Origin of the sequence: Hydrogenophaga sp. H7, assembly GCF_002025745.1 — a bacterium.
Lineage (GTDB): Bacteria > Pseudomonadota > Gammaproteobacteria > Burkholderiales > Burkholderiaceae_C > Hydrogenophaga > Hydrogenophaga pseudoflava.
The window spans coordinates 416,749-442,547 of record NZ_MCIC01000001.1 but is presented as its reverse complement, the minus strand read 5'-3'; the positions used below and the strand labels follow the sequence as shown (position 1 = coordinate 442,547).

General features: G+C 68.2%; 22 protein-coding genes. 13 read left to right on the top strand and 9 right to left on the bottom strand.

All coding sequences use genetic code 11. The features are described 5' to 3' along the window. Nucleotides 1–3 precede the first annotated feature (3 nt). From BC358_RS02115 to mdoH, 5 genes are all read left to right on the top strand, one after another. A complete protein-coding gene (locus tag BC358_RS02115) occupies nucleotides 4–1,422 on the top strand; it encodes an ATP-binding protein (protein ID WP_079364472.1) in 1,419 nt (472 codons plus the stop codon). Continuing rightward, complete coding sequence (locus tag BC358_RS02110; RefSeq protein ID WP_079364471.1) at nucleotides 1,412–2,101, top strand: hypothetical protein; 690 nt, start codon at nucleotides 1,412–1,414, stop codon at nucleotides 2,099–2,101. Before BC358_RS02115 ends, BC358_RS02110 begins: the two co-directional genes overlap by 11 nt. Continuing rightward, nucleotides 2,098–3,495, top strand: coding sequence for a sigma 54-interacting transcriptional regulator (locus tag BC358_RS02105; protein WP_079364470.1), 1,398 nt, complete (start codon nucleotides 2,098–2,100; stop codon nucleotides 3,493–3,495). Before BC358_RS02110 ends, BC358_RS02105 begins: the two co-directional genes overlap by 4 nt. A 189-nt stretch (nucleotides 3,496–3,684) precedes the next feature. Further along, nucleotides 3,685–5,253 carry a glucan biosynthesis protein G gene (locus tag BC358_RS02100; protein WP_079364469.1) on the top strand — a complete coding sequence of 523 codons (1,569 nt, stop codon included), beginning with the start codon at nucleotides 3,685–3,687 and terminating at the stop codon, nucleotides 5,251–5,253. After that, nucleotides 5,226–7,208, top strand: a complete 1,983-nt coding sequence (gene mdoH, locus BC358_RS02095; protein ID WP_079364468.1) for a glucans biosynthesis glucosyltransferase MdoH — start codon at nucleotides 5,226–5,228, stop codon at nucleotides 7,206–7,208. The genes BC358_RS02100 and mdoH overlap by 28 nt, the downstream gene beginning before the upstream one ends. Before the next feature lie 49 nt (nucleotides 7,209–7,257). On the opposite strand, the gene BC358_RS02090 is transcribed toward mdoH, so the two are convergent. Then, nucleotides 7,258–7,884, bottom strand: a complete 627-nt coding sequence (locus tag BC358_RS02090; protein ID WP_079364467.1) for a hypothetical protein — start codon at nucleotides 7,882–7,884, stop codon at nucleotides 7,258–7,260. A 46-nt stretch (nucleotides 7,885–7,930) separates the two neighbouring features. Then, entirely contained in the window at nucleotides 7,931–9,301 is a 1,371-nt protein-coding gene (gene ffh, locus BC358_RS02085) for a signal recognition particle protein (protein WP_066158836.1), read from the bottom strand. Nucleotides 9,302–9,449: 148 nt separating this feature from the next. Between ffh and BC358_RS02080 the strand changes: the two genes are divergently transcribed. From BC358_RS02080 to BC358_RS02045, 8 genes are all read left to right on the top strand, one after another. Next, nucleotides 9,450–10,253: an inner membrane protein YpjD gene (locus BC358_RS02080; RefSeq protein ID WP_079364466.1), complete on the top strand. Its 804-nt coding sequence runs from the start codon at nucleotides 9,450–9,452 to the stop codon at nucleotides 10,251–10,253. A gap of 4 nt (nucleotides 10,254–10,257) precedes the next feature. After that, on the top strand, nucleotides 10,258–10,494 hold the full coding sequence (locus BC358_RS02075) for a PP0621 family protein (protein ID WP_079364465.1): 237 nt from the start codon (nucleotides 10,258–10,260) through the stop codon (nucleotides 10,492–10,494). A 27-nt stretch (nucleotides 10,495–10,521) separates the two neighbouring features. Further along, the gene (locus BC358_RS02070) at nucleotides 10,522–12,315 is read left to right on the top strand and encodes a PAS domain-containing sensor histidine kinase (protein WP_079364464.1); all 1,794 of its coding nucleotides are present in this window, start codon (nucleotides 10,522–10,524) and stop codon (nucleotides 12,313–12,315) included. Between the two features lie 6 nt (nucleotides 12,316–12,321). After that, nucleotides 12,322–13,803, top strand: a complete 1,482-nt coding sequence (locus BC358_RS02065; protein ID WP_079364463.1) for a sigma-54 dependent transcriptional regulator — start codon at nucleotides 12,322–12,324, stop codon at nucleotides 13,801–13,803. Beyond that, complete coding sequence (ampD, locus tag BC358_RS02060) at nucleotides 13,784–14,404, top strand: 1,6-anhydro-N-acetylmuramyl-L-alanine amidase AmpD (RefSeq protein ID WP_079364462.1); 621 nt, start codon at nucleotides 13,784–13,786, stop codon at nucleotides 14,402–14,404. The genes BC358_RS02065 and ampD overlap by 20 nt, the downstream gene beginning before the upstream one ends. Nucleotides 14,405–14,730: 326 nt before the next feature. Beyond that, nucleotides 14,731–17,577, top strand: coding sequence for a ribonucleoside-diphosphate reductase subunit alpha (locus BC358_RS02055; RefSeq protein ID WP_256861400.1), 2,847 nt, complete (start codon nucleotides 14,731–14,733; stop codon nucleotides 17,575–17,577). Nucleotides 17,578–17,718: 141 nt separating this feature from the next. Then, nucleotides 17,719–18,867, top strand: a complete 1,149-nt coding sequence (locus BC358_RS02050) for a ribonucleotide-diphosphate reductase subunit beta (RefSeq protein WP_079364460.1) — start codon at nucleotides 17,719–17,721, stop codon at nucleotides 18,865–18,867. 103 nt (nucleotides 18,868–18,970) lie between these two features. Beyond that, on the top strand, nucleotides 18,971–19,615 hold the full coding sequence (locus BC358_RS02045; protein ID WP_373270125.1) for a histone H1: 645 nt from the start codon (nucleotides 18,971–18,973) through the stop codon (nucleotides 19,613–19,615). Between the two features lie 66 nt (nucleotides 19,616–19,681). On the opposite strand, the gene BC358_RS02040 is transcribed toward BC358_RS02045, so the two are convergent. The 7 genes from BC358_RS02040 to BC358_RS02010 all read right to left on the bottom strand — a co-directional run bounded on the left by BC358_RS02040 (nucleotide 19,682) and on the right by BC358_RS02010 (nucleotide 25,794). Further along, the gene (locus BC358_RS02040) at nucleotides 19,682–20,563 is read right to left on the bottom strand and encodes a carbohydrate kinase family protein (protein WP_066153445.1); all 882 of its coding nucleotides are present in this window, start codon (nucleotides 20,561–20,563) and stop codon (nucleotides 19,682–19,684) included. 18 nt (nucleotides 20,564–20,581) lie between these two features. Continuing rightward, nucleotides 20,582–21,619, bottom strand: a complete 1,038-nt coding sequence (locus BC358_RS22050; RefSeq protein WP_079364458.1) for a zinc-ribbon and DUF3426 domain-containing protein — start codon at nucleotides 21,617–21,619, stop codon at nucleotides 20,582–20,584. A gap of 48 nt (nucleotides 21,620–21,667) precedes the next feature. Continuing rightward, complete coding sequence (gene prmA, locus BC358_RS02030) at nucleotides 21,668–22,552, bottom strand: 50S ribosomal protein L11 methyltransferase (protein WP_079364753.1); 885 nt, start codon at nucleotides 22,550–22,552, stop codon at nucleotides 21,668–21,670. 16 nt (nucleotides 22,553–22,568) lie between these two features. Next, on the bottom strand, nucleotides 22,569–23,918 hold the full coding sequence (gene accC / locus BC358_RS02025; protein WP_066153451.1) for an acetyl-CoA carboxylase biotin carboxylase subunit: 1,350 nt from the start codon (nucleotides 23,916–23,918) through the stop codon (nucleotides 22,569–22,571). A gap of 15 nt (nucleotides 23,919–23,933) precedes the next feature. Next, entirely contained in the window at nucleotides 23,934–24,398 is a 465-nt protein-coding gene (gene accB / locus BC358_RS02020) for an acetyl-CoA carboxylase biotin carboxyl carrier protein (RefSeq protein ID WP_079364457.1), read from the bottom strand. A 248-nt stretch (nucleotides 24,399–24,646) separates the two neighbouring features. Continuing rightward, entirely contained in the window at nucleotides 24,647–25,168 is a 522-nt protein-coding gene (locus tag BC358_RS02015) for a TlpA disulfide reductase family protein (protein ID WP_079364456.1), read from the bottom strand. Continuing rightward, entirely contained in the window at nucleotides 25,165–25,794 is a 630-nt protein-coding gene (locus BC358_RS02010; protein ID WP_079364455.1) for a hypothetical protein, read from the bottom strand. The genes BC358_RS02015 and BC358_RS02010 overlap by 4 nt, the downstream gene beginning before the upstream one ends. Nucleotides 25,795–25,799 lie beyond the last annotated feature (5 nt).

Genomic DNA, 25,799 nt, shown 5'->3' with positions numbered 1-25,799 from the left:
CTCATGAAGTGGCTGCGCTTCTCGTTCCCGCAGCTGCTGCTGCTGGCGTTCCTGCTCATCGGCGCCCTGCTGGGGACCAGCGCCCTGCGTGCGCTGTTCACGCTGGAGAGCCTGATGGCGCAGAGCCGCGACGGTGCGACGCAGGCCATCGAACTGAGCACCGCGGCGCAGTCGCTGTCCGAACGCAGCGTGGCCATGGAGCGTTCGGCGCGCCAGTCGCTGGTGCTGCGCGACGCGCAGCTGCGCCAGCGCTTCGAGGAGGCCGCCGGCCAGGCGCGCGACATCCTGGTGCGGCTGCAGGACAACGAGGTCTCGCCCGACCTGGTGCGCAGCTGGCGCCAGCAGCTCGCTGACGTCACCACCCTGCTGGACGGCGAGCCCGAAACCGCGCTGGACCGCGAGCGCGAGGTGGCCCGCGCCTTCCGCGAACTGGACGGCCACAGCGCCGCCATCGCTCAGCAGGTGCAGGCCATCATCGGCGGCCGCAACGCCGCGCTGCAGACGCGCTTCGAACGCAACCGCCAGCAGTTGGCGGTGCAGGTGGGCGGTTCCATCGCGCTGGCGGTGGCGATGGCCTTCGGTTTCGGCATCTGGCTGGCGCGCCCGCTGCGCCGGCTGGAAAAGGCCATCGTCGGCCTGGGCGAGAACCGGCTGGACGTGCCGATCGAGGTGCCGGGCCCGCCCGACATCCGCAGCGTGGGCCAGCAGCTGGAGTGGCTGCGGCTGCGCCTGACCGAGCTGGACGCCGACAAGGCGCGCTTCCTGCGCCACATCTCGCACGAACTCAAGACGCCACTGGCTTCGCTGCACGAGGGCGTGGCCGTGCTCGGCGACGGCGTGGCCGGCTCGCTCAACCCCGACCAGGCCGAGGTGGTGCGCATCCTGCAGGGCAACACCCAGGCGCTGCAGCAGCAGATCGAGGCGCTGCTGCGCTTCAACGCCGCCGCCTTCGAGGCGCGCCAGCTGCGCCGCGAGCCCACCGACATGCGCGCGCTGGTGGAGAGCCAGGTCGAGGCCCAGCGCCTGCGCTGGCAGTCGCACCAGCTCGATGTGCAGGTCGAAGGCCCCGCCGTGGTGCTGCCGGTCGACCGCGACAAGATGGCCTCGGCCATCGGCAACCTGCTGTCCAACGCGATCCGCTTCTCGCCCTTCGGCGGCCAGATCCGCGTGGCGCTGGCCACAACGGCCGGTCGTGTGCAGATCGACGTGCAGGACCAGGGCCCGGGGGTGGCGCCCGATGACCGGGGCCGCATCTTCGAGCCTTTCTACCGCGGCGAGCGGCAGCCCGCCGACGCGGTCAAGGGCACGGGCATCGGCCTGTCCATCGTGCACGAGTACATTCTGGCCCACGGCGGCCGCATCGAACTCCTGCCCGACGGCCCCGGCGCCCACTTCCGCATCGAACTTCCCCATGCATCCTGACCTCCGGCGACCGCGCCTGCGCCGCACCGCCACATTCCTCCGGACCCTGCCGGTGCTCGGCCTGGCGCTGGTGCTCGCCGCCTGCGCCACCCCGCCCGGGGCACCGGCCGACCTGCTCCCGCCACCGCCGCTGCCCGGCACCCCGGGGCCCGACCAGAGTCTGCAAGCGCTCATCCCGCCACCGCCGCCGCCCGAGCCGCCGACCGCCTCCCGCAGCACCGCGCCGGGCACGCCCGCCAAGCCGCCGGTCGCCACCTCGCCACTCGCCGCAGCCCTGCTCTACGCCGACCGCCTGCGCACCATGGGCCCCGGCGAACTCGCGGCCGAACAGGCCCTGATCGGAGAGCCCGGCACCTCGGCCGAACGGCAGATGCAGCTGGCCCTGGTGCTGTCGCAGACCCACGTGCCCGTCGACACCGCGCGCGCGCTCGGCCTGCTGCAGCGCGTGGCGGCCAGCAATGCGCCCGAAGCCATCGAGCTGCGCCCGCTGGCGCGGTTGCTGGCCGGGCGGCTGCACGAGGCGCGGCGGCTGGAAGACCAGGCCGACCGGCTGGCGCAGCAGCTGCGCGAATCGCAGCGTCGCATCGACGTGCTCAACGACCGGCTCGAAGCCATGCGCGCCATCGAGCGCAGCCTCACCCCGCGCGCGCCCGCGCCCGGTGCACGCCCTTTGCCATGACCACCAGCCCGGCCCGCGCCCGCCTGCTGGTCGTCGACGACGATGCCGACATGCTGCGGCTGCTGTCCATGCGGCTGGGCGCGGCGGGCTACCAGGTCACCGCCGTTGGCTCGGCCGAGGCGGCACTCAGCCAGCTCGACATCGACCGCCCCCAGCTCGTGCTGTCCGACGTGCGCCTGCCGGGCAAGGACGGGCTGGCGCTGTTCGACGAGATCCGCAACCGCCACCCTTCGCTGCCGGTGATCCTGCTGACCGCCCACGGCACCATCCCCGACGCGGTGGAGGCCACGCGGCGCGGCGTGTTCACCTATCTGACCAAGCCCTACGAGGCCAAGGAGCTGCTGGAGCGCATCGCCCAGGCCCTGGCCCTGAGCGCGCCCACGCTGCCGGCCAGTCCGGCCGACGAGACCTGGCGCGCCGAGATCGTCAGCCGCTCCAGCCGCATGGCCGACCTGCTGGCCGAAGCGCGCCTGGTGGCGCAGGGCGATGCCAGCGTGCTGCTGCGCGGCGACAGCGGCACCGGCAAGGAGCTGATGGCGCGCGCCATCCACCGCGCCAGCCGGCGCGCGCGCAAGCCCTTCGTGGCGGTGAACTGCGGCGCGATTCCCGAGGCCCTGCTCGAATCCGAGCTGTTCGGCCACATGAAGGGCGCCTTCACCGACGCCCACGCCAACCACAAGGGCCTGTTCCAGGCCGCCGACGGCGGCACCCTGCTGCTCGACGAGATCGGTGACATGCCCCCGGCGCTGCAGGTCAAGCTGCTGCGCGTGCTGCAGGAGAAGGCGGTGCGCCCGCTCGGCTCCAGCCAGTCGATCCCGGTCGACGTGCGCATCATCTCGGCCACCCACCGCGACCTCGAAACCGCGATGGCCCAGGGCCAGTTCCGCGAAGACCTGTACTACCGGCTCAACGTGGTGACGCTGCACCTGCCCACCCTGGCCGAGCGGCGCGAGGACATCCCGCTGCTGGCCAACCACTTCCTGGCGCAGCTGGCCGCGAAGTACGGCAAGCGCAGCTCGGGCTTTGCGCCAGAAGCCCTCAAGGCGCTGACCATGGCCAGCTGGCCGGGCAATGTGCGCCAGCTCTACAACGTGGTCGAACAGGTCTGCGCGCTCTCCACCACGCCGCTGGTCTCGCTGGCCCTGGTGCAGCGGGCGCTGCGCACGCCTTCGGTCGAGGTGCTGAGCTTCGCCGAGGCGCGCCAGCGCTTCGAGCGCGAGTACCTCGTCGGCCTGCTGAAGATGACCGACGGCAACGTGGCCGATGCGGCCCGGCTGGCGCAGCGCAACCGCACCGAGTTCTACCGCCTGCTGCAGAAACACGCCCTGACCCCCGGGCTGTTCAAGAGCGACGCGGACGGCGGCGACGGCACAGACCCTGTCGCTGCTTTGTGACAAGCCAAAACCGTTGATTCACAACGGTTTTTTTTCTCCCCTGGCTGGCACTGTCGCCGAACAGCGACAAAAAAGGCCTGTGCGCGCCCCTTTTCCCGGCCAAAACCGGTGGTTTTTCCTGCCCTTCATCACAAGCCGTTGATTCGATTGGAAATTTTCGACCTGGCATAGGGTTTGCCCTTAAAGGGCATGCCTTGGTCCACCACTTCCCGTCATTCTTCTTCGCGCGCGCTCCAGCGAGGCCTGGGCGCGCTGCTGTTTGCATGCCTGGCCGCGGGCTGGAGCGCGGTTCAGGCGATGGACTGGAACGCCCTGGGCGAACTCGCCCGCCAGCGCGCCCAGACGCCGTTTCAACCGGTTGGCGACAAGCTGCCCGAGGACCTGGCCGCGCTCGACTACGACCAGATGCGGGACATCCGCTTCCGCACCGAGCGCTCGCTCTGGCGCGACCAGTCGCTGCCGTTCGAGGCCCAGTTCTTCCACCTCGGCCTCTACCAGAAGCGGGCGGTGCGCCTGCACGAGCTCGCGCCCGAGGGCGTGACCGACCTGCCCTACCGCAGCGCGGACTACAACATGGGCCGCAACACCGTCGACCCGACGGCCTGGGGCGACCTCGGGCACGCGGGCTTCCGCCTGCACTACCCACTGAACAACCCGGCCTACAAGGACGAACTGGTGGTGTTCCTGGGCGCCAGCTACTTCCGCGCGCTCGGCGCCGGCCAGCAGTACGGCCTGTCGGCGCGCGGCCTGGCCATCGACACCGTGGGCGGCCAGGGCGAGGAATTCCCGCGCTTCACCGACTTCTGGCTGCAGCGCCCGGCGCCCGGCGCCACCGAGGTCACCGTGCTGGCCCTGCTCGACTCGCCGCGCGCCAGCGGTGCCTACCGCTTCGTGATCCGCCCCGGCGCCAGCACCACCATGACCGTCACGTCCCGGCTGTTCCTGCGCGCCGGCGCCGGCCCGGTGAACACCCTGGGCCTGGCGCCGCTGACCAGCATGTTTTTGCACGGCGAGAACCAGCCCAACGACAACGATTTCCGCCCCGAGGTGCACGACTCCGACGGCCTGATGATGCACACCGGCGATGGCGAGTGGCTGTGGCGCCCGCTGCAGAACCCCGCCCAGATCTCGGTCAGCAGCTTCACCATGCGCCAGCCGCGCGGCTTCGGCCTGATGCAGCGCGACCGGCGCTTCGCCAGCTACGAGGACATCGAGGCCCGCTATGAGCGCCGGCCCAGCGCCTGGGTGCGCCCGCTGGGCGACTGGGGCGCCGGCCGGGTCGAGCTGGTGCAGCTGCGCACACCCGACGAGACCCACGACAACATCGTCGCCTACTGGGTGCCGGCCACGCTGCCGGCGCCCGGCCAGCCGCTGGATTTCGCCTACGAGCTGTCCTGGCAGGGCGAGGCCCAGCAGACGCCGCCCGGTGCATGGGTGGTGCAGTCGCGCCGCGGCTACGGCTACACCAAGCTGAGCGCCAGCGAGCAGCAGCGCCAGCCCCAGTTCGTGCTCGACTTCGCCGGCCCGGCGCTGGAAGCCCTGCCGGCCGATGCCGCCGTGCGCGCCGTCGCCAGCGCCGACGCCAACGGCCGCATCGTCGAAGCCCTGGCCTACCCCAACCCGACCCAGCGCGGCTGGCGCGTCACCCTGCGCGTCGAGCGGCTCGACCCGGCCCGTCCGGTCGAGCTGCGCGTCTTCCTCCAACACCAGAACAACACCCTGAGCGAAACATGGACACACGCCGTCTTGCCCGAGTGAGCGCGCCCCTGCACGCCCGCAGCCTGTTGCGCGAAGAGCGCCACCCCAACGCGGTGACCGCGCCACCGCTCAACCGCGGCTCCATGGCGCCGCGCCCCTGGCGCGGTTTCTGGAACGGCCTGGGTTCCGGCGTGCTGGCCACGGCCAGCCGCCTGCTGCCGCCCCGCGAGCCCCGCAGCGTCGTGCCCATGGCCGCATGGCAACGCGCGGCCGAGCGCCGCCGCCTGGCCTTCCTGCTGCTCACCGTGGTGAGCACGGTGCTGGCCGCGGTGCTGTTCAGCGCCGCACACCCCTCCGGCAGCTCGCCCTGGCTGCAGAGCCTGTACACCGTGCTGTTCGTCGTGCTCTCCGTCTGGGTGGTGACCGGTTTCGTCACCGCGCTGATGGGCGCCTGGGTGATGCTGTTCGGCGACCGGCACTCGATCTCGGCGGCCTCGGTGCGCGACCACGCCATGAACCCCGAGGCGCGCACCGCCATCATCATGCCGATCTGCAACGAGGACGTGGCCACCGTGTTCGCCGGCTTGCGCGCCACCTGCGAGTCGCTGGCGTCCACCGGCCATGCGCGCCAGTTCGACGTCTTCGTGCTCTCCGACAGCAACGACGCCACGACCATCGCCGCAGAGCGCGAGGCCTGGGAGCAGCTGCGCGCCGCCCTGGTGTCGCAGCCCGGCCAGCCGGCCGTGGAGGTCTACTACCGTCTGCGCAAACGCCGCACCCACCGCAAGGCGGGCAACGTGGCCGACTTCTGCCGCCGCTGGGGCAAGGACTACCGCTACATGGTGGTGCTGGACGCCGACAGCGTGATGAGCGGCAGCTGCCTGGCCTCGCTGGTCAAGCTGATGGAAGCCCATCCCGACGCCGGCATCATCCAGACCGCCACCCAGGCCATCGGCCACCAGACCCTGCACGCCCGCGCCCAGCAGTTCGCCAGCCGCGTGACCGGCCGCCTGTTCACCCTGGGCATGCAGTTCTGGCAGCTCGGCGAGTCGCACTACTGGGGCCACAACGCCATCATCCGCATCGAGCCCTTCATGGAGCACTGCGCGCTGGCGCCCATCAAGGGCACGGGCGGCATGTCCGGCGGCATCATGAGCCACGACTTCGTCGAGGCCGCCCTGATGCGCCGCGCCGGCTACCACGTCTGGCTGGTCTCCGACCTCACCGGCAGCTACGAGCAGCAGCCGCCCGACCTGCTGTCCGAACTGCAGCGCGACCGCCGCTGGTGCCAGGGCAACCTGCAGAACGCGCGCCTGATCGCCGAGCCCGGCCTGCACCGCGTGCACCGCGCCATGTTCGCCATCGGCACCATGTCCTACCTCTCGGCCCCGATGTGGCTGGCCTTCCTGCTGCTGGGCATGGCCATGCTGGTCTCCGGCCCCAGCCTGCCCGACGCCTGGCAGGCCCTCCCCGGCAAGGCCGGCGGCCTCTGGGCCTGGACGCTATGCCTGCTGTTCCTGCCGCGCGTGCTGGGTGTGCTGGCGGTGCTGCTCAAGGGCGAACAGCGCAGCTATGGCGGCACCGGCCTTCTGCTCGGCAGCGCCGTGCTGGAGAGCGTGATGGCCGTTCTGCTGGCCCCCATCCGCATGGTGGGCCACTCCATCTTTGTGGTGGTCGCCATCACCGGCATCAAGCTGGAGTGGAAATCGCCGCCGCGGGAAGCCGTGGGCGTGGCCTGGGGCGATGCGCTGGCGCGTCTGGCACCGGTGTCGCTGGTCGTGGCCTCCCTGCTGGCGCTGGCCAGCCTGATCAACCCCGACGCCCTGCCCTGGCTGCTGCCGGTGGCCCTGCCGCTGCTGCTGTCGGTGCCCGTGACAGTGCTGACCGGCCACGTGGGACTGGGCACCTGGGTGCGCAACCGCGGCGCGCTGCTGATCCCCGAAGAGTCGTGGTCGCCCGCCGTGCTGCGCCGCGCCTGGCGCCACGCCAGCCGTCTGGCGCTGAAGGCCGCGTAAATCACACGCCTGCAAGCACCGCGAAGCCGCCCCACCCGGGCGGCTTTTTTCATGGCTTGGGCGGCTGGAGGTAGCGCTGGTCCGACCAGGTCGCCAGCCACTGCGGCACGAAGGCCACGAAGATGGCGCCGAACATGCCGGTCAGGAAGGCGTCGCCCCAGGCCATCAGCCAGCGCGCGACCAGGGACAGGTCACGGGCGGGCTCGCCGGCCAGCCACTGGAGGCCCTCCAACAGCAGGCCGGAGAGAAACACCGCGGCGGCTGTGCCCAGAAACGCACGGCCCAGGGTGTACACAAACAGGTTGGGGGGCAGCCAGCGCCGTATGACTGCGCCGATGCCCAGTGCCAGCGTGGCCGGCACCAGCCCGATCCACACCCACTGATGCAGCGCCGCCTCCGGCGCGGCCTGGCCCACGCCCCAGACCACCGCCGCGATGCCCGCCAGCACCAGCACCGCCAGCGGCCAACCGAGCATCAGCACCAGCAGGCAGGCGCCCGAGAGCTGCACCTGCAGGCCCTGCGGCATCTTCTGCGGCAACAGCCACAACCAGGGCAGCAGCACCAGGGACGCGAGCGCCGGCGTGAACAGCGGACCGCGCAGCATGCGCCAGGGCCGCAGCCACAGGGCCACCGCCACACAAAGCACCGCCATCGACAGGTTCAGGGCCGTCCACATGGGAGGCGAGTATGGGCTGGGGAGCGCGTGACCCGCTTGACTTCGGTCAACCCATGCCGGGCAGCTTGGGCATGCCCTTCATGCCGCCCATGCGCTTCATCATCTTCATCAGACCGCCGCCCTTCATCTTTTTCATCATGCCCTGCATCTGCTCGAACTCCTTGAGCAGGCGGTTGACTTCCTGGACGTGCACGCCGGCACCGGCGGCGATGCGGCGCTTGCGCGTGGCCTTGATGAGGTCCGGCTTGCTGCGCTCCTTAGGCGTCATGCTGCAGATGATGCCTTCCTTGCGCTTGATGTCCTTCTCGGCGCGGCTCAGGTCGGCCTCGCTGGCCTTGGCGGCCAGGTTGCCGGGCAGCTTGTCCATCAGGCTGGACAGGCCACCCATCTGCTTCATCTGCCGCAACTGGTCGAGAAAGTCGTTGAGGTCGAAGTCGCCACCGCTCTTGACCTTGGCCGCCAGCTTCTGCGCTGCCGCCATGTCCACGCCGGCGGTGACCTGCTCGACCAGGGCCACGATGTCGCCCATGCCCAGGATGCGGCCGGCGTGGCGCTCGGCGTCGAACACCTCCAGGCCGTCGATCTTCTCGCTCACACCGGCGAACTTGATCGGCGCACCCGTGACCTGACGCACCGACAGCGCCGCGCCACCGCGCGAGTCGCCGTCCATCTTGGTCAGGATGATGCCGGTCAGCGGCAGCGCGTCCTTGAAGGCCTTGGCCGTGTTGACCGCGTCCTGGCCCTGCATGGCGTCGACCACGAACAGGGTTTCGACGGGGTTGAGCGCGCCGTGCAGTTCCTGGATCTCGCGCATCAGCGCTTCGTCGATGGCCAGGCGGCCGGCCGTGTCGACCAGCAGCACGTCGACATAGTGCTTCTTCGCGTAGTCGAGCGCGGCGCGGGCGATGTCCAGCGGCTTCTGGTCGGGTGAACTCGGGAACCACTCGGCCCCGGCCTGCGCCGTCACCGTCTTCAGCTGTTCAATGGCGGCCGGGCGGTAGACGTCGCCCGAGACCGTCAGCACCTTCTTCTTGCGCTTCTCGATCAGGTGCTTGGCCAGCTTGGCGGTGGTGGTCGTCTTGCCCGCGCCCTGCAGACCGGCCATGAGGATCACCGCGGGCGGTTGGGCCGCCAGGTTGATGTCCGACACGCCGTCGCCCATGGTGGCCGCCAGCTCGCGGTTGACCACGCTGACCAGCACCTGGCCGGGTGTGAGCGAACCCACCACGTCCTGGCCCAGCGCCTTTTCCTTCACGCGGGCGATGAAGTCGCGCACCACCGGCAGCGCCACGTCGGCCTCGAGCAGGGCCATGCGCACCTCGCGCAGCATGTCGGTGACGTTGCTCTCGGTGATGCGGGCCTGGCCCCGCATTTCCTTGACGATGCGTGACAGGCGGTCGGAAAGGGCTGAGGCCATGGTGCGGTGAGGAAGTGGGGGTGGTGGCGGCGGGGCGCCAGGGCCCGGTCGCGTGGCGGAACCGGCGGTTCGCACGGCCAAGACGCTTTAAACTCCAGTGGCGATTTTAGCCGCCCGCCCACTGGCCACCGGCCTCCATTCCCCCGCCATGACCTTCCTGCCAGCCCTCACCTCCAACCCGCCTGCGGCGCTGCTGTCGGCGGTGGCGGCACTGGCGTATGCCTTTCTGGCCTGGGCGCATCCCCGGCTGAGCGAGCGGCAGACCCGCAACGTGCTCGCCACCGCGTGGGTTCTGCACCTGTTCGTGCTCGGCACGGCGCTGCTGGAAACGCCGGCGCGGTTCGGGTTCGCCCCTGCGCTGTCGGTGACGGCCTGGCTGGTGCTCACGGTCTACCTGATCGAGAGCCGCATGTACCCCCAGCTCAAGGCCCGCTGGACGCTGGCCGTGCTGGGCACCCTGGCCGTGCTGCTGGCACTGTTTTTCCCCGGCTCTCAATACCACGCCCTGCCCTCGAGCTGGATGCCGCTGCACTGGGCGCTGGGCATCGCGTCCTATGGCCTCATCGCCGCCGCGGTGGTGCACGCCTGGCTGATGCAGCGGGCCGACAAGGCGATGCGCATGGGCGACACGGGCGACACCGCCATGCCGCTGCTGACGCTGGAACGGCTGACCTTCCGTTTCGTGGCCGCGGGCTTCGTGCTGCTCACCGCGACCCTGCTGGTGGGTGCCTGGTTCTCCGAGCTGCTCAACCAGCGCTGGGTGTGGAACCACAAAACAGCCTTCTCGGCGCTGGCCTGGCTGACCATGGGCGTGCTGCTGCTCGGGCGCTGGCGGCTGGGCTGGCGCGGCCGGGTGGCCATCCGCATGCTCTACCTGGGGGCCGGATTCCTGCTGCTGGGTTATGCCGGCTCGCGTTTCGTGCTCGAAGTGGTGCTGCAGCGCGCCGGGTGACCCGATGAAATACCTGCTTGTCCTGCTGGTGCTGCTGTTCGCCTTCTGGATCTGGCGCAACAACCGCCAGACCGATGAACGCGACGACACGCCCAAGCCCAGGGCACCGCGCGGCCCGGTGGCCATGATCGCCTGCACCCAGTGCGGCACCCATGTGCCCGAAGCAGAGGTCGTGCAGGGCACCCGGGGCCGGTACTGCTGCGCAGAACACCGCCGCCAGCACGAGGCCTCGGTGCGGTAATGCGCGACACGCGGCCACCGCCCTGACATGCCCAAGGAACCGTCCTCCCAGTTCGCCCCTTCCTGGTTTTCCACGCTGGAAGCCGGCAACAGCGCGCAGGACCGCCACCACCAGGTGCGGGCCTATGTGCGCCTGTGGCGCGCTTTCATGCGGGCCCGGGTGCTCATCGCCTTCGTGCTGCTGGCGCTGCAGGTGTTTCTGCTGAGCAGCCCGGGCGCCGGGCCATCGTGGCTGGTGGCGGTGTGCGCGCTGCACCTGAGTGCGGCGCTGGCCGTGCTGTTCTCTACCCGCCCTCCGGCCCCGGGACAGGCCTTGGGTGTTCAATGGCTGCTGACCATCGGGGTCGACCTGGCCGCCTTCGGCGTGCTGCAGTACTTCGAGCAGGCCGGCATCAACTACACGCCGCTGTTCGCCTTGCCCGTGCTGATGGCGGCCATCCTGGGCTCCATGACCCTGGCACTGGCCACCGCCGCCGTGGTGACGCTGTACCTGCTGGGCGAAGCGGCGATCAGCGCCCCGCTGCTCAGCGAGGTGTCGACTTCGCGCTTCCTGCAGTCTGGATTGACGGGCACCGGCTTTTTCCTGGTCGCCATCCTGGCCAGCCAGCTGGCGCAGCGGCTGGCGCGCGAGGAGGCCCGCGCCCGCAGCAGCCAGGCCGCGGCCCGCGCACAGGCCCAGGTCAACGAACTGATCATCGAGAGCCTGAGCGAAGGGGTGCTGGTGGTCGACCGCCATGGCGTGGTGCGCAATGCCAATCCCGCGGCGCAGGGCATGCTCATGGGCGAGGCCTACCCCCATGCCGCCAAGCTGCTGCTGTCGGCGCGCGCCGGCTGGGAAGAGCTGGCGCGGCTGGTGGACCAGACCTTCCTGCGGGGCCAGGAGCTCGAATCCGAGGTCCGGGTGGACCTGGACGAACTCACCACCCACCGCCTGTTCGCGCGCACGCGGCTGACCAGCGCCCAGAGCGCGCGCCCCATCGAGCTCTGCGTGCTGTTCCTGGAAGACCTGCGCGAGGTCGAGGCGCGCGTGCGCACCGAGAAGCTGGCCTCCATGGGTCGCATGTCGGCCGCGGTGGCGCACGAGATCCGCAACCCGCTGTCGGCGATCACGCAGGCCAATGCGCTGCTGGACGAAGAAGTCACCGAAGCGGGGCAGAAGCGGCTGACGCGCATGATCGACCAGAACGCGCAGCGCCTGGCCAAGATCGTGGACGACATCCTCAATGTGGCCCGTGCGCAGCCCAGCCAGGGCGAGACGGCGCCGGCCCTGCCCCTGGACCAGACGGTGCGCTACATCACCCATGAATGGAACCGCGGGGCGCAGGCGCAGGGCGTTCTGGGTGTGCACCCGCACGCGCCAGGCGCGCACATCGCGTTCGACCCCGAACACCTGAGGCGCCTGCTGATCAACCTGCTGGACAACGCCCTGCGCCACGCCAGCCGGCGCCCCTCATCGGTGCGGGTGATCACGCAGCCCAGCGGGTCGGACCGGGTGCGCATCTCGGTGTGGAGCGACAGCGCGCCGCTGGAGCCTGGCGTGCTCAAGCACCTGTTCGAACCCTTCTTTTCTTCCGAGAGCCGGTCCAGCGGACTGGGCCTGTACATCTGCCGGGAGCTGTGCGAGCGCTACGGCGCGCAGATCGCCTACCAGCGCAGCCGGCTCGACCAGAAGGAGGGCAACGAGTTCTACATCCTGGTCCCCACCCTGCAGGGCGGCGTGCGGGCCCCGGTCCAGCAGAGCCTGACCTATCCTCCGGGGGACTCGGTGCCCCCACCCTCGCGCCCGTCCACCAACGGACCACCGTCCCTGTCCACGCTCTGAGTGCCCATGTCCGCCTCCTCCACCGCCTGTGTGCTGGTCGTCGACGACGAACCGGACCTGCGCACCCTGTACGAACTCACCCTGTTGCGCGAAGGCCATGAGGTCGTGTCGGCGCCCGACCTCGCCCAGGCCCGGGAGTGGCTGGGCCAGCGGCGCTTCGATGTGCTGATCTCCGACATGCGCCTGCCCGACGGCCTGGGCCTGGAGCTGCTGCGCGAACTGGGCGAGCAGCAGCGCACCGAAAAGACCATCGTGATCACGGCCTACGGGTCGGCCGAAAACGCGGTCGAGGCGCTCAAGAGCGGGGCTTTCGACTACCTGACCAAGCCGGTGGACCTCAAGCAGCTGCGCGCCGCGGTGCAGGCCGCCCTGCACAGCCAGCGCCATCCGGCGGCCGGCGCGCCGCGCCGCGGCACGGTGAACGACCCCCCGCGCAGCGCTCCCCCGCCGCCGGCCGGCGTGCAGGCGCTGCGGCGCATCGTCGGCGCATCGGCGACCATGCAGCAGATCCGTCAGCGCATCGAAAAAGTGGCGACCAGCATGGCCCCGGTGCTGATCTTGGGCGAATCGGGCACCGGCAAGGAACTGGTGGCGCGGGCTGTGCACGAGTGCAGCCACCGCTCCGACGGACCGTTCGTGGCCGTCAACTGCGGGGCGATCCCGGACAACCTCATCGAGGCCGAGTTCTTCGGCGCGCGCAAAGGCGCCTACACCGGTGCCAGCCACGACCGGGAAGGCTACTTCCAGGCGGCCCGCGGCGGTACCCTGTTCCTCGACGAAATCGGCGACCTGCCGCTGGGCATGCAGGCCAAGCTGCTGCGTGTGATCCAGGAGCGGCGCGTGCGTCCGCTGGGCGGTGTGCAGGAGGAAGCGGTCGACGTGCGGCTGGTCAGCGCCACCCACAAGGACCTCGCGGCCCTGGTCCGGGACGGTGAATTCCGGCAGGACCTGTTCTACCGGCTCAACGTGATCGGCCTGCGCACACCACCGCTGCGGGAACGGCGGGAAGACCTGCCTGGGCTGGTCGATGCCCTGCTGCAGCGCATCTGCAGCGAATCCGGCCAGCCTATCCCCACCCTCACTGCCGATGCCCTCGCCTGGCTGCAGGCGCGCGAGCTGCCGGGCAACGTCCGCGAGCTGGAGAACCTGCTGCAGCGCGCGCTCGCGCTGAGCTCCGGCAGCCATCTGCAAGCGCAGGACTTCGCGGACCCGGGCGATGTGGACGCCGGCTTCACGGCCACCCGGCCGCCCAGCGAGCCGGTGGAGTCCACCGAGCCGCCCACCACCCAGCCCGACACCATCCCCGACGATCTGCAGAGTTACCTGGACGAGCAGGAGCGACAGGTCCTGCTCATGGCGCTCAAGGAATGCGACTACAACCGCACGGCCGCGGCCAACCGCCTGGGGCTCAACCTGCGGCAGATCCGCTACCGCATCCAGCGCCTGGGCATCACCATGCCGTCCGACGATGACGACAGCACCACCTGACACCGGCGACTGGTCGGGGGGCTGGCTGCGCACCGCGCGGCAGGTGCTCTCGCCCAACGCCAACGACCGCCCCGCGGGCGCCGTCGTCGACCTCATCGTGCTGCATTCGATCAGCCTGCCACCCGGGCAGTACGGCGGGCCGGAAGTCGAATGGCTGTTCACCAACCGGCTTGACTGGTCGGCCCACCCCTATTTCGAGCAGATCCGTGGGCTGGAGGTTTCGGCCCATTTTTTTGTACGCCGCGACGGGCAGGTGGTGCAGTTCGTGGACGCGGACCGGCGCGCCTGGCACGCGGGGGTGTCGTGCTGGCGCGGCCGCGAGCGCTGCAACGACGACTCGATCGGCATCGAGCTGGAGGGACTCGAAGGCCAGACCTTCGAGGACGCGCAATACCGCGCGCTGGCCGACCTGTGCCGGCAGCTGGCCGACCGCTACCCGATCACCCACATCGCCGGCCACGAGCACATCGCCCCCGGTCGCAAACTCGACCCGGGGTCCGGCTTCGACTGGGCACGGCTGCAGCGCGGACTGGCCTGGGATCATCGGTGCTTTCCCGAATGTGTGATCGCCACATTCGATCCGGACGCCTCCACAGCCTGACCGGCGCCCCTCCGCGCATCGCCAGCAAACACGCGGATTTCCGCGCGGAATCCGCACGAAATGCGCGTCGGCGCTCGGTTCCTGAGTCCAAGCCACGCACCGGCGCCGCACCACACCAGGCCTGAACGCACTGCCTTTCCGATGGCTTTTTGCCAGACGAAAACCAGCATGCACTTTTTATTAAAACACTACCGGTAGTGGCTTGAACCACCACCAGACACCAGATATAGTGTGCGCCGCACCAGCCGAACCTTCGGCGCCACAACACAAACGAAAGAGGAACCATGCTGACCGCCACGCCCACAGCCTCCCCGAACACCCCCCACATGCCCACCGGCAGCACCGGCTCCACCACCGAGCCCGCTGGCGCCTCCGTGCTGACCCAGTACCAGATCATCCGTCGCAACGGCGCGGTCGTGCCGTTCGAGCCGAGCAAGATCGCGGTGGCCATGATGAAGGCCTTCCTGGCAGTGCACGGCACCCAGGGCGCGGCGTCGGCCAGCGTGCGCGAGACCGTGGACGCGCTGACCCAGACGGTGGTGCGCGCACTGATGCGCTCGCGCCCCGGCGGCGGCACCTTCCACATCGAGGACGTGCAGGACCATGTCGAACTGGGCCTGATGCGCGGTGGCCACCACGAGGTCGCCCGCGCCTACGTTCTGTACCGCGAGCGCCGGGCACAGGAACGCGCCCATCAGGCCGAAGCGGCCAAGCCCGCCGAAGCCACGCTGCATGTGATGGATGGCGGCCAGCGTGTGCCGCTGGACATTGCGCGCCTGCAGGGCCTGATTGAGGCCGCCTGCGCCAACCTGGGCCAGGACGTCAAGGCCGATCCCATCGTCGCGGAGACCAAACGCAACCTGTACGACGGCGTGCCGATCGAGGAGGTCTACAAGGCCGCCATCCTGGCCGCGCGCACCCTGATCGAAAAGGACCCGGACTACACCTACGCCACCGCGCGCCTGCTGCTGCACACCGTGGTCAAGGAAGTGCTGGGCGAAGAGGTGCCCGCCGCACAGATGGGTGAGCGCTACGCCGACTACTTCCCGCAGGCGATCAAGAAGGGCGTGCAGAACGAGCTGCTGGACGAGAAGCTGCTGCAGTTCGACCTGGCACGCCTGGGCGCCGCGCTCAAGCCCGAGCGCGACCTGCAGTTCGACTACCTCGGCCTGCAGACCCTGTACGACCGCTACTTCCTGCACGTGCGCAAGAGCCGCATCGAGCTGCCGCAGACCTTCTTCATGCGCGTGGCCATGGGCCTGGCGCTCAACGAGATCGACCGCGAAGCCCGCGCCATCGAGTTCTACGAGGTGCTGTCCTCGTTCGACTTCATGTCGTCCACACCCACGCTGTTCAATGCCGGCACGCTGCGCTCGCAGCTCTCCAGCTGCTACCTGACGACCGTGCCCGACGATCTCGACGGCATCTACGAATCGATCAAGGAGAACGCCCTCCTGTCCAAATTCGCCGGCGGCCTGGGCAACGACTGGACCCGTGTGCGCGCCCTGGGTGCCCACATCAAGGGCACCAACGGCGAATCGCAAGGCGTGGTGCCGTTCCTGAAGGTGGTCAACGACACCGCCGTCGCGGTGAACCAGGGCGGCAAGCGCAAGGGCGCGGTCTGCACCTACCTGGAAACCTGGCACCTGGACATCGAAGAATTCCTGGAGCTGCGCAAGAACACCGGCGACGACCGCCGCCGCACCCACGACATGAACACGGCGAACTGGATTCCCGACCTGTTCATGAAGCGCGTGATGGAAAAGGGCGAGTGGAGCCTGTTCTCGCCCAACAACGTGCCCGACCTGCACGACCTGTTCGGCGCCGACTTCGAGAAGGCCTACCTGGCCTACGAGGAGAAGGCTGCCCGCGGCGAGATCAAGCCCTACAAGAAGGTCTCGGCCACCGACCTGTGGCGCAAGATGCTCTCGATGCTGTTCGAGACCGGCCATCCCTGGATCACCTACAAGGACGCCTGCAACGTGCGCAGCCCGCAGCAGCACGCCGGCGTGGTGCACAGCTCCAACCTCTGCACCGAGATCACGCTCAACACCAGCGACACCGAGACCGCCGTCTGCAACCTCGGCTCGGTCAACCTGCACCGCCACCTCAGCAACGGCCAGCTCGACCACGCCAAGCTGCAGAAGACGATCAACACGGCGATGCGCATGCTCGACAACGTGATCGACATCAACTACTACGCGGTCAAGAAGGCGCGCGACTCCAACCTGCGCCACCGCCCGGTCGGCCTGGGCCTGATGGGCTTCCAGGACGCACTGTACGAACTGCGCATTCCCTACGCCTCCAACGAGGCGGTCGACTTCGCCGACCGTTCGATGGAAGCGATCTGCTACTACGCCTACTGGGCCTCGACCGAGCTGGCACGCGAGCGCGGCCGCTACAGCAGCTACCGCGGCTCGCTGTGGGACCAGGGCATCCTGCCGCCCGACACGCTGGACCTGCTGGCGCGCGAGCGCGGCGGCTATGTGGACGTGGACCGCTCGGCCAGCCTGGACTGGGACGCGCTGCGCAAGAAGATCGCGCAGGACGGCATGCGCAACTCCAACTGCGTGGCCATCGCGCCCACCGCCACCATCTCCAACATCATTGGCGTAGACGCGTCCATCGAGCCCTGCTTCGGCAACCTGTCGGTCAAGTCCAACCTGTCGGGCGAGTTCACCGTCATCAACAGCTACCTGGTCAAGGACCTCAAGCGCCTCGGTCTGTGGGACGACGTGATGGTCATGGACCTCAAGCACTTCGACGGTTCGCTGCGCCCCATCGACCGTGTGCCGCAGGACGTGAAGGCGCTCTACGCCACCGCGTTCGAGGTGGAGCCGACGTGGCTGGTGGAAGCCGCCGCACGCCGCCAGAAGTGGATCGACCAGGCGCAGAGCCTGAACATCTACATGGCCGGCGCCTCGGGCAAGAAGCTCGACGAGACCTACAAGCTCGCCTGGCTGCGCGGTCTCAAGACCACCTACTACCTGCGCACCACCTCGGCCACGCACGCTGAAAAATCCACCGGTCGCACCGGCCAGCTCAACGCGGTGTCGGCCCATGGTGGCGAGCCTGCGATGAGCGCGGCACCTGCGGCAGCAATGGCCTCCGAGCCCGCGACCGACATCAAGTTCTGCGCGATCGACGACCCGGGCTGCGAAGCCTGCCAGTGATGCCTGCGCTCATGCGCGTGATGAAGGTGTCGCACCGTGTGCTTTTTCGATGCGACACCGCAACACAAAACATTCATCGCGCGCATGAGTCCTTTGCATTTCATGCCGACACTTCGATAATCCGCTGAATTGGACACAACCATGCTGACCTGGGACGAACAAGTCACTCCCTCCTCGAAGCCCGCTCTTCAAACATTGCCACCCACCTCATCGGGTGCGCAAGCTGCAGTGTCCTCCCCCGCTTCTTCCTCCGCCGCACACAGCAGCGAGCAACGCCGCGTGAACGTGGCAGACAAACGCATCATCAACGGCCAGACCGACGTCAACCAGCTGGTGCCGTTCAAGTACAAGTGGGCCTGGGAAAAATACCTCGCCACCTGCGCCAACCATTGGATGCCGCAGGAAGTGAACATGAGCCGCGACATCGCGCTCTGGAAAGATCCCAACGGCCTGACCGAAGACGAGCGCCGCATCGTCAAGCGCAACCTCGGTTTCTTCGTCACCGCCGATTCGCTGGCCGCCAACAACATCACGCTGGGCACCTACCGTCACATCACCGCGCCCGAGTGCCGCCAGTTCCTGCTGCGCCAGGCATTCGAAGAAGCCATCCACACCCACGCCTACCAGTACATCGTGGAGAGCCTGGGCCTGGACGAAGGCGAGATCTTCAACGCGTATCACGAGGTGCCGTCGATCCGCAACAAGGACGAGTTCCTGATCCCGTTCATCGACGCGATCATGGACCCGAACTTCAAGACCGGCACGCCCGAGGCCGACCAGACCCTGCTCAAGAGCCTGATCGTGTTCGCCTGCCTGATGGAAGGCCTGTTCTTCTACGTCGGCTTCACCCAGATCCTGGCGCTGGGCCGGCAGAACAAGATGACCGGTGCCGCCGAGCAGTACCAGTACATCCTGCGCGACGAGTCCATGCACTGCAACTTCGGCATCGACCTGATCAACGCGATCAAGCTCGAGAACCCGATGCTGTGGACACCGCAGTTCAAGGCCGAGATCAAGGAGCTGTTCCTCAAGGCCGTGGACCTGGAATACCAGTACGCCGAAGACACCATGCCGCGCGGCGTGCTCGGGCTCAACGCCTCCATGTTCAAGGGCTACCTTCGCTACATCGCCAACCGCCGTGCCACGCAGATCGGCCTGGAGCCGCTGTTCCCGAACGAAGAGAACCCGTTCCCCTGGATGAGCGAGATGATCGATCTCAAGAAGGAACGCAATTTCTTCGAGACCCGCGTCATCGAATACCAGTCCGGCGGAGCGCTGTCCTGGGACTGATGCCTCATCCCATGCTCACCGAACCACAAAGCCCTGCCCCAGACGTTCCAGCGTCCGGGGCAGGGCTTTGTCACAAGATTCAAGGCCTTGGCGCCTTTCGTGGATGCATCCACGGCGCCAGGTCCCTGAATCACTTCCGCGGAGATTTGCCGCGCGAAGTGCTCTTTGCAACTTGATCAAGGAGAAAACAATGGCAACTGCGAAAAAAGCCCCGGCCAAAAAGGCCGCTGTGAAGAAGGCCGCTGCTCCGGCCAAGAAGGCCGCTGCACCGAAGAAGGCCGCTCCGGCCAAGAAGGCTGCTGCACCGAAGAAGGCCGCCGCTCCGGCCAAGAAGGCTGCTGCACCGAAGAAGGCCGCTCCGGCCAAGAAGGCTGCTGCACCGAAGAAGGCCGCCGCTCCGGCCAAGAAGGCTGCTGCACCGAAGAAGGCCGCTCCGGCCAAGAAGGCTGCTGCACCGAAGAAGGCCGCTCCGGCCAAGAAGGCTGCTGCGCCGAAGAAGGCCGCTCCGGCCAAGAAGGCTGCTGCGCCTAAGAAGGCCGCCGCTCCGGCCAAGAAGGCTGCTGCGCCGAAGAAGGCCGCTGCTCCGGCCAAGAAAGCCGCTGCCCCCAAGAAGGCCGCTGTCAAAAAGGCAGCCCCCGCAAAAAAAGCTGAGCCGGCCAAGAAGCCGGCAGCCCCTGCGGCCCCTGCAGCGCAAACCAAGCTGAACCCTCAGGCTGCCTGGCCGTTCCCCACGTCCAGCAAGCCCTGATTCATCCTCCGGGATGATTGACAAGCCCGGCGTGAAAACGCCGGGCTTTTTCATTGCCGCGCCCAGTCAGAGCGTGTAGTTCTGGCCACCCCTGCTGGCGATCTTGGTGGCCCCCAGGCGGTTGCCCAGTTCCGCACAACGCTCCAGCGACCAACCTTGCGACAGCCCGTGCAGCAGCGCGGCACGGAACGCATCACCGCAACCGGTCGGGTCCACCACCGCACTCGCAGACACACCAGCCACCCGGGTCTGGCGCCCCTCTGCATACACATCACAGCCGTGCTCGGCCAGCGTCACGACCAGCCCCTGAACCTGGCCAGCGATCTCCGAGAGGCTCAGGCCCGTGCGATCGCTGAGCATCTTGCCTTCGTAGTCGTTGACCGCCACCCAGCTGGCCATCGATACGAAGTGGCGCAGTTCGTCGCCGTTGAACATCGGGAGGCCCTGACCGGGGTCGAACACAAAGGGAATGCCCGCGTCGTGCAGCTGTTGCGCATGCTCCAGCATGGCGTCCCTGCCATCCGGTGCCACGATCGCCAGGCGGATGCCGGCGTCAACGGGCACACGGTTTTCATGGGCCTGCGACATGGCGCCGGGGTGGAACGCCGTGATCTGGTTGTTGTCGCGGTCGGTCATGATCATCGCCTGCGCGGTGTAGTTGTCCGCCGTCGTGCCGATGAAGCGCGTGTCCACACCCAGGCCCTGCAGCCGCGACAGGTAGTCCTGCGCATCGTTGCCGACCATGGCCAGCGGCACCGCATCAGACCCCAGTTGCCGCAGCCCATACGCAATGTTGCCGGCACAGCCGCCGAACTCCCGGCGCATGCCGGGCACCAGGAAGGACACATTGAGGATGTGCAGCTGGCTGGGCAGGATCTGCTCGGCGAAACGCCCCTCGAAGGTCATGATGGTGTCGAACGCCAGGGAGCCGCAGATGAGGATGGACATGATGAAAAGAAAAAGGAATCAGGGATAGAACACCAGGGCACGGTAGCCCGTCATGGAAGACACACCGCTGTCAGCGATGGACAGCCGCAGGCTCATGGAGACCACACCTTGCGCCGGCAACACCTCTGGTGCTCCCGGCAGCTCGGCCGGAAGAAACACCCGCCGGACGATCACGTTGTCCCGGGTATCGGTCAGGCTCAGTTCGAGCGCGGGCACCGCCAGCGGCAGCGCGGCACTGTTCTTGAGCACCAGGTCGAATGAATAGAAGTTGCCCAGGCGACGCACCAGGTTGGAGCTGTCGATGAGCACCGCCTCGATCTCGCGGGCCGGACCGATGCTGCAGTCCAGAGGCCGGCACAGCATCGCCAGCAGGGGCGCGCTGAACGGATACCGGGCCGCCAGCCGGTCCCGGTCGTGCACGGCCCACTGAGCCACCAGCCCGGCCAGCAGCACGAAGCACACCGCCACCAGGGACACGCGCACCCCCGAGGACTGCCAGAAAGCCTTCCGCCGGGCCTGCCGAACGAAGCTGGGTTCCGTCAGCACGGGCACATCGTCATCCCGCACCGGTTCCGCCGCCACCGGCGGTGGCTGTGTTGCCGCCACCGGAGGGCGCGCAGGAGGCGGACTCACGTCCGTCGCAGCCGCCTCTTCGGTAGACGTTGGCTCAGGAGCCGGGGGTGCGACGGAGACTTCCGAAGCCTGGACATCGTCTTTGGCCTGCGCTGCGAACCGGCGCAACTCGTCGGAAAACCCGTCGTCGGCATTTGCCGGGCCCGGCCCTGACGGCAGCTCGTCGGTCGATGGCTTCGAGTGCAGCAGCCATTCCTCATCCGCGTCATCGTGCGCCACAGGGACTGGAGGCGGCGAGGCGGCGACGACGGAAGGGGCTTGCACCGGTGCGGATACAGCCACCGGGTCTCCCTCCAGGAACAGCGTGGCATCGAACACATCGGAACAATGCCCGCAACGCACCCAGCCGTCGGATATCTTGAGCTGGTCGGGAACGATCCGGAAGGTCGTTCCGCAAGCCGGACAGCGGGTGGTGAAACTCATGCGGCAATTATTGCAGGCACCCGCATCACGCCCGGCGGCAGGAACGCTTCACGCCTTGCGGGCGGTCATGAGAATCCAGCCGTCTTCCTCGTCGCTCACGCGCAGCTGCACCCAGGGCGCATAGGCCTCCCGCAACTCGTCCTCCTGCCGGGCCAGAATGCCGGCCAGCACCAGATGACCACCCGCCTTCACGCGTTCGCACAGCAGGGGTGCAAGCACCTTGAGCGGTGTGGCCAGGATGTTGGCCAGCACGACATCGAAGTGCCCGTCGACCGCATCGGGCAAGCCGGTGCGCAGAACCACGCCGTTGGCATCGGCGTTGAGCCGTGTGGACTCGACGGCGGCCGGATCGATGTCGACCGCCACGATGGGTTCGGCGCCGAACTTGGCCGCGCCGATGGCCAGGATGCCTGAGCCGCAACCGTAGTCGAGCACGCGCTGACCCCGCGGCGCATGGGCAGCGATCCAGCGCAGGCACATGCGGGTGGTCGGGTGGGTGCCCGTGCCGAAGGCCAGGCCAGGGTCGAGCCGGATCACTTCCTGTGCCGCTGCAGGCGGTTCGTGCCAGGTCGGCACGATCCAGAAGGTCGGGGTGATCTCGACCGGATCGAACTGCGATTGGGTCAGGCGCACCCAGTCCTGGTCCACCACGGCGCGCACGCCCATCACCTGCGAGCCCTCGAAGAAGTCTTGCGGCAGCAGCAACTCCGCCGCCTCGCGCGCCGCCGCCTCGTCCGGAAACAGCGCCACCACGCGCGAGCGGTTCCAGCCTTCTTTGGGTGGCGGCATGCCGGGTTCACCGAACAGCGCCTGCTCGGCCGGGGTCAGCGCATCGGCGTCCTCGACCGAGACGCTCAGCGCGTCCAGCGCCACCAAGGCATCACCGACCGGCTCGACACCGGCCTCGGGCACCAGCAGCACCAGTTCGTACAGCGAGCCACCGGACACGTCAGCGCTCACGCTGCGACAGCCACTCTTCGAGGTAGTGGATGTTGGTGCCGCCGGCCACGAAGCTGGCGTCGACCATCAGCTCGCGGTGCAGCGGGATGTTGGTCTTGATGCCTTCGACCACACACTCGGACAAGGCGGTGCGCATGCGCGCCAGCGCCTGTTCGCGCGTATCGCCGTGCACGATGATCTTGCCGATCATCGAGTCGTAGTTGGGCGGCACGAAGTAGTTGGTGTACGCATGCGAGTCCACGCGCACACCCGGCCCGCCAGGCATGTGCCAGGTGGTGATGCGCCCGGGCGACGGGGTGAACTTGTAGGGGTCTTCCGCGTTGACGCGGCACTCGATGGCGTGGCCTTTGAGCTGGATCTGGCGCTGCGTGAACGGCAGCTTCTCGCCGGCTGCGACCGCGATCTGGGTGCGCACGATGTCCACACCCGAAATCCACTCGGTCACCGGGTGCTCCACCTGCACACGGGTGTTCATCTCAATGAAATAAAACTCTCCGTTTTCGTACAGGAACTCGAAGGTGCCCGCACCGCGGTAGCCGATCTTCTTGCAGGCCGCCGCGCAGCGGTCGCCGATCTTTTCGATCAGGCGGCGTGGAATACCCGGCGCCGGCGCTTCCTCAATCACTTTCTGGTGGCGGCGCTGCATAGAGCAGTCGCGCTCGCCCAGATAGACCGCGTTGCGGTGCGTGTCGGCCAGCACCTGGATCTCGATATGCCGGGGGTTCTGGAGGAACTTCTCCATGTACACCTCGGGGTTGCCGAAGGCCGCCGCGGCTTCCGCCTTGGTGGTCTGCACTGCGTGCAGCAGCGCCGCCTCGGTGTGCACCACGCGCATGCCGCGACCACCACCGCCGCCCGCGGCCTTGATGATCACCGGGTAGCCCACCGCCTTGGCGGTCTTCTTGATCACGGCCGGGTCGTCAGGCAGCGCGCCTTCGGACCCCGGCACGCAGGGTACGCCAGCGCGGATCATGGCCTGCTTGGCCGAGACCTTGTCGCCCATGATGCGGATGGACTCGGGGGTCGGGCCGATGAAGGTGAAGCCGCTGCGCTCAACGCGCTCGGCGAAATCGGCGTTCTCCGACAGGAAGCCGTAGCCGGGGTGGATCGCTTCTGCGTCCGTGACCTCGGCGGCCGAGATGATGGCCGGCATGCTGAGGTAGCTCTGACCCGATGGCGCCGGGCCGATGCAGACCGCCTCGTCGGCCAGCCGGACGTACTTGGCGTCTCGATCGGCCTCGGAATACACCATCACGGCCTTGATGCCCATCTCGCGGCAGGCACGCTGCACACGCAGGGCGATTTCGCCGCGGTTGGCGATGAGGATTTTCTTGAACATGGGGCGAGGATCCCCTTACTCGATGATGAACAGCGGCTGGCCGTATTCCACCGCCTGGCCGTTCTCGACCAGGATCTGCGTGATGGTGCCGCTCTTGTCGGCCTCGATCTCGTTGAGGATCTTCATGGCCTCGACGATGCAGATGGTCTCGCCTTCCTTGATGGCCTGCCCGATCTCGGCAAACGGCTTGGCACCCGGGCTGGACGCTCGGTAGAAGGTGCCCACCATGGGCGATTTGACCGTGTGCCCGACCACTGCCGGTGCGGCGGCAGGAGTTGCTGCAGACGCGGCATCGGCCACTGCCTGCACCACGGGAGCCGCGACCGCTGCCACAGGCGCTGCGGCGACAACCTGGGCCACTGCGGCCGCTGGAGCACTCTTGACGATCCTCACCTTGCCTTCGGCTTCGGTGATTTCCAGCTCGGACACGTTCGACTCGGACACCAGGTCGATCAGTGTCTTCAATTTCCTAAGATCCATGATTTCTCCAACGAATTGCAGTCAAGTTGGTCAAACTTCGCTTATTTTCGATCAAACGAAGCACTGCCGCCTTGCCGGGGTGCGCAGTGTACACGAGGCGGAACACACCGGAGCTGCCGCTCGTCACACCCGAAGAAGCGGGTGGCGGGCCGCGACAGGCCCGCAAACTGGTCAAAGTTGGCGGGACTTTAACCGCTTTTTAATTCTGTTCGCAACGTGTGACGGGCACCGCCCGTCCGGTAGCGGACTCAGACCAGAAGAGCCCACTGTGCCAACTCTTCGGCACTGACTTTGCCCAGCTTGCGATGCAGCACAGCCCCGTCCACGCCAAACACCACGCTGAAAGGCAAGGCCCCGCTGGGGTTGCCCAGGCTTCGGGCCATGTCGGAACCGGCGAAGCCAGCCAGCGCCACGGGAAAGTCCAGCGGCAACCGCGCCAGAAACCGCGACACCGGAGCGGCCTGATCCACAGCCAGCCCCAGCACCTGCCAGCCGCGGCCCGAGTGCTCCCGGTAGAAGGTGTTGATGAGCGGCAGTTCCTCCACACAGGGCGGACACCAGGTGGCCCAGAAATTCACGAGCAAGGGGCGCCCCCTGAAGCCCGCCATGGACACCGGAGCGCCCAACACATCAGGAAACGCGCTCGCCCAGAACTGGTTTTCGGCCTCACCGAGCACCGGCCCCGGGCGCAGCCGCCACCAGGCCACGCCCGCACCGGCCGCCGCAGCCGCCGCGCCCAGCCCCCCCATCAACAAGGTCCGCCGGTTCATGCTGCTGCCCTCTGGGAACCGGAGTCTGCGGCCAGCAAGGCGCGCACCTCCTGTGCATCGCCCCTGGGGCGCCGCCCCTGCGCGTCCGGCCTGAGCGCGCCGCGCAAGGCGTCGTGGTCCAGCACCAGCAGGTGCAAGAGCACCCACTGTCCCAGTGCCTCGCAGCGCAACCTCAGCGTGAGGGCCTCGACCGGATCACCTTGCGCATCGCTGGCCGCCGTCCCCGGGTGGTACTCGACCCGCTGGTCCAGCAGCGCCCACTCGGCAGATTTCGGATCGTCGCAGTACAGCTGCACATAGATGTCGCTGTGGCGGGTGGCGGTCCCGTGCCAGACCGCACCGCACAGATGCGGCCTGAACGCGGCCAGCCGCTCCATCCACACCAGTGCCAGCTCCCGCAGCGCCCGCAGCTCGACCGGCTGGGTGTCGGCGCAGAAGATCGCGATGTGTTCGCGCACCGCTTCCTCCACGGCTTGGTTGTCGGGCCAAGGGGTGCGCGAGGGGGAAAGGCCGAGCTGCCTGGCCGCACGCCGCTTGGCTGTCGCGTATTCCAGGCCCTCGTCGACCACCAGGCGCGCTGCCACCGAGGCGATCTCGGCGGACGTGTCGGTGCGGAAGCTGTCCATGGACG

Excerpts from the sequence above, each read along its gene's own strand:
- BC358_RS02115 (WP_079364472.1), top strand. The coding sequence starts at position 4 with ATGAAGTGGCTGCGCTTCTCGTTCCCGCAGCTGCTGCTGCTGGCGTTC.
- BC358_RS02110 (WP_079364471.1), top strand. The coding sequence starts at position 1,412 with ATGCATCCTGACCTCCGGCGACCGCGCCTGCGCCGCACCGCCACATTC.
- BC358_RS02105 (WP_079364470.1), top strand. The coding sequence starts at position 2,098 with ATGACCACCAGCCCGGCCCGCGCCCGCCTGCTGGTCGTCGACGACGAT.
- BC358_RS02100 (WP_079364469.1), top strand. The coding sequence starts at position 3,685 with ATGCCTTGGTCCACCACTTCCCGTCATTCTTCTTCGCGCGCGCTCCAG.
- mdoH (WP_079364468.1), top strand. The coding sequence starts at position 5,226 with ATGGACACACGCCGTCTTGCCCGAGTGAGCGCGCCCCTGCACGCCCGC.
- BC358_RS02090 (WP_079364467.1), bottom strand. The coding sequence starts at position 7,884 with ATGTGGACGGCCCTGAACCTGTCGATGGCGGTGCTTTGTGTGGCGGTG.
- ffh (WP_066158836.1), bottom strand. The coding sequence starts at position 9,301 with ATGGCCTCAGCCCTTTCCGACCGCCTGTCACGCATCGTCAAGGAAATG.
- BC358_RS02080 (WP_079364466.1), top strand. The coding sequence starts at position 9,450 with ATGACCTTCCTGCCAGCCCTCACCTCCAACCCGCCTGCGGCGCTGCTG.
- BC358_RS02075 (WP_079364465.1), top strand. The coding sequence starts at position 10,258 with ATGAAATACCTGCTTGTCCTGCTGGTGCTGCTGTTCGCCTTCTGGATC.
- BC358_RS02070 (WP_079364464.1), top strand. The coding sequence starts at position 10,522 with ATGCCCAAGGAACCGTCCTCCCAGTTCGCCCCTTCCTGGTTTTCCACG.
- BC358_RS02065 (WP_079364463.1), top strand. The coding sequence starts at position 12,322 with ATGTCCGCCTCCTCCACCGCCTGTGTGCTGGTCGTCGACGACGAACCG.
- ampD (WP_079364462.1), top strand. The coding sequence starts at position 13,784 with ATGACGACAGCACCACCTGACACCGGCGACTGGTCGGGGGGCTGGCTG.
- BC358_RS02055 (WP_256861400.1), top strand. The coding sequence starts at position 14,731 with ATGCCCACCGGCAGCACCGGCTCCACCACCGAGCCCGCTGGCGCCTCC.
- BC358_RS02050 (WP_079364460.1), top strand. The coding sequence starts at position 17,719 with ATGCTGACCTGGGACGAACAAGTCACTCCCTCCTCGAAGCCCGCTCTT.
- BC358_RS02045 (WP_373270125.1), top strand. The coding sequence starts at position 18,971 with ATGCATCCACGGCGCCAGGTCCCTGAATCACTTCCGCGGAGATTTGCC.
- BC358_RS02040 (WP_066153445.1), bottom strand. The coding sequence starts at position 20,563 with ATGTCCATCCTCATCTGCGGCTCCCTGGCGTTCGACACCATCATGACC.
- BC358_RS22050 (WP_079364458.1), bottom strand. The coding sequence starts at position 21,619 with ATGAGTTTCACCACCCGCTGTCCGGCTTGCGGAACGACCTTCCGGATC.
- accC (WP_066153451.1), bottom strand. The coding sequence starts at position 23,918 with ATGTTCAAGAAAATCCTCATCGCCAACCGCGGCGAAATCGCCCTGCGT.
- accB (WP_079364457.1), bottom strand. The coding sequence starts at position 24,398 with ATGGATCTTAGGAAATTGAAGACACTGATCGACCTGGTGTCCGAGTCG.
- BC358_RS02015 (WP_079364456.1), bottom strand. The coding sequence starts at position 25,168 with ATGAACCGGCGGACCTTGTTGATGGGGGGGCTGGGCGCGGCGGCTGCG.
- BC358_RS02010 (WP_079364455.1), bottom strand. The coding sequence starts at position 25,794 with ATGGACAGCTTCCGCACCGACACGTCCGCCGAGATCGCCTCGGTGGCA.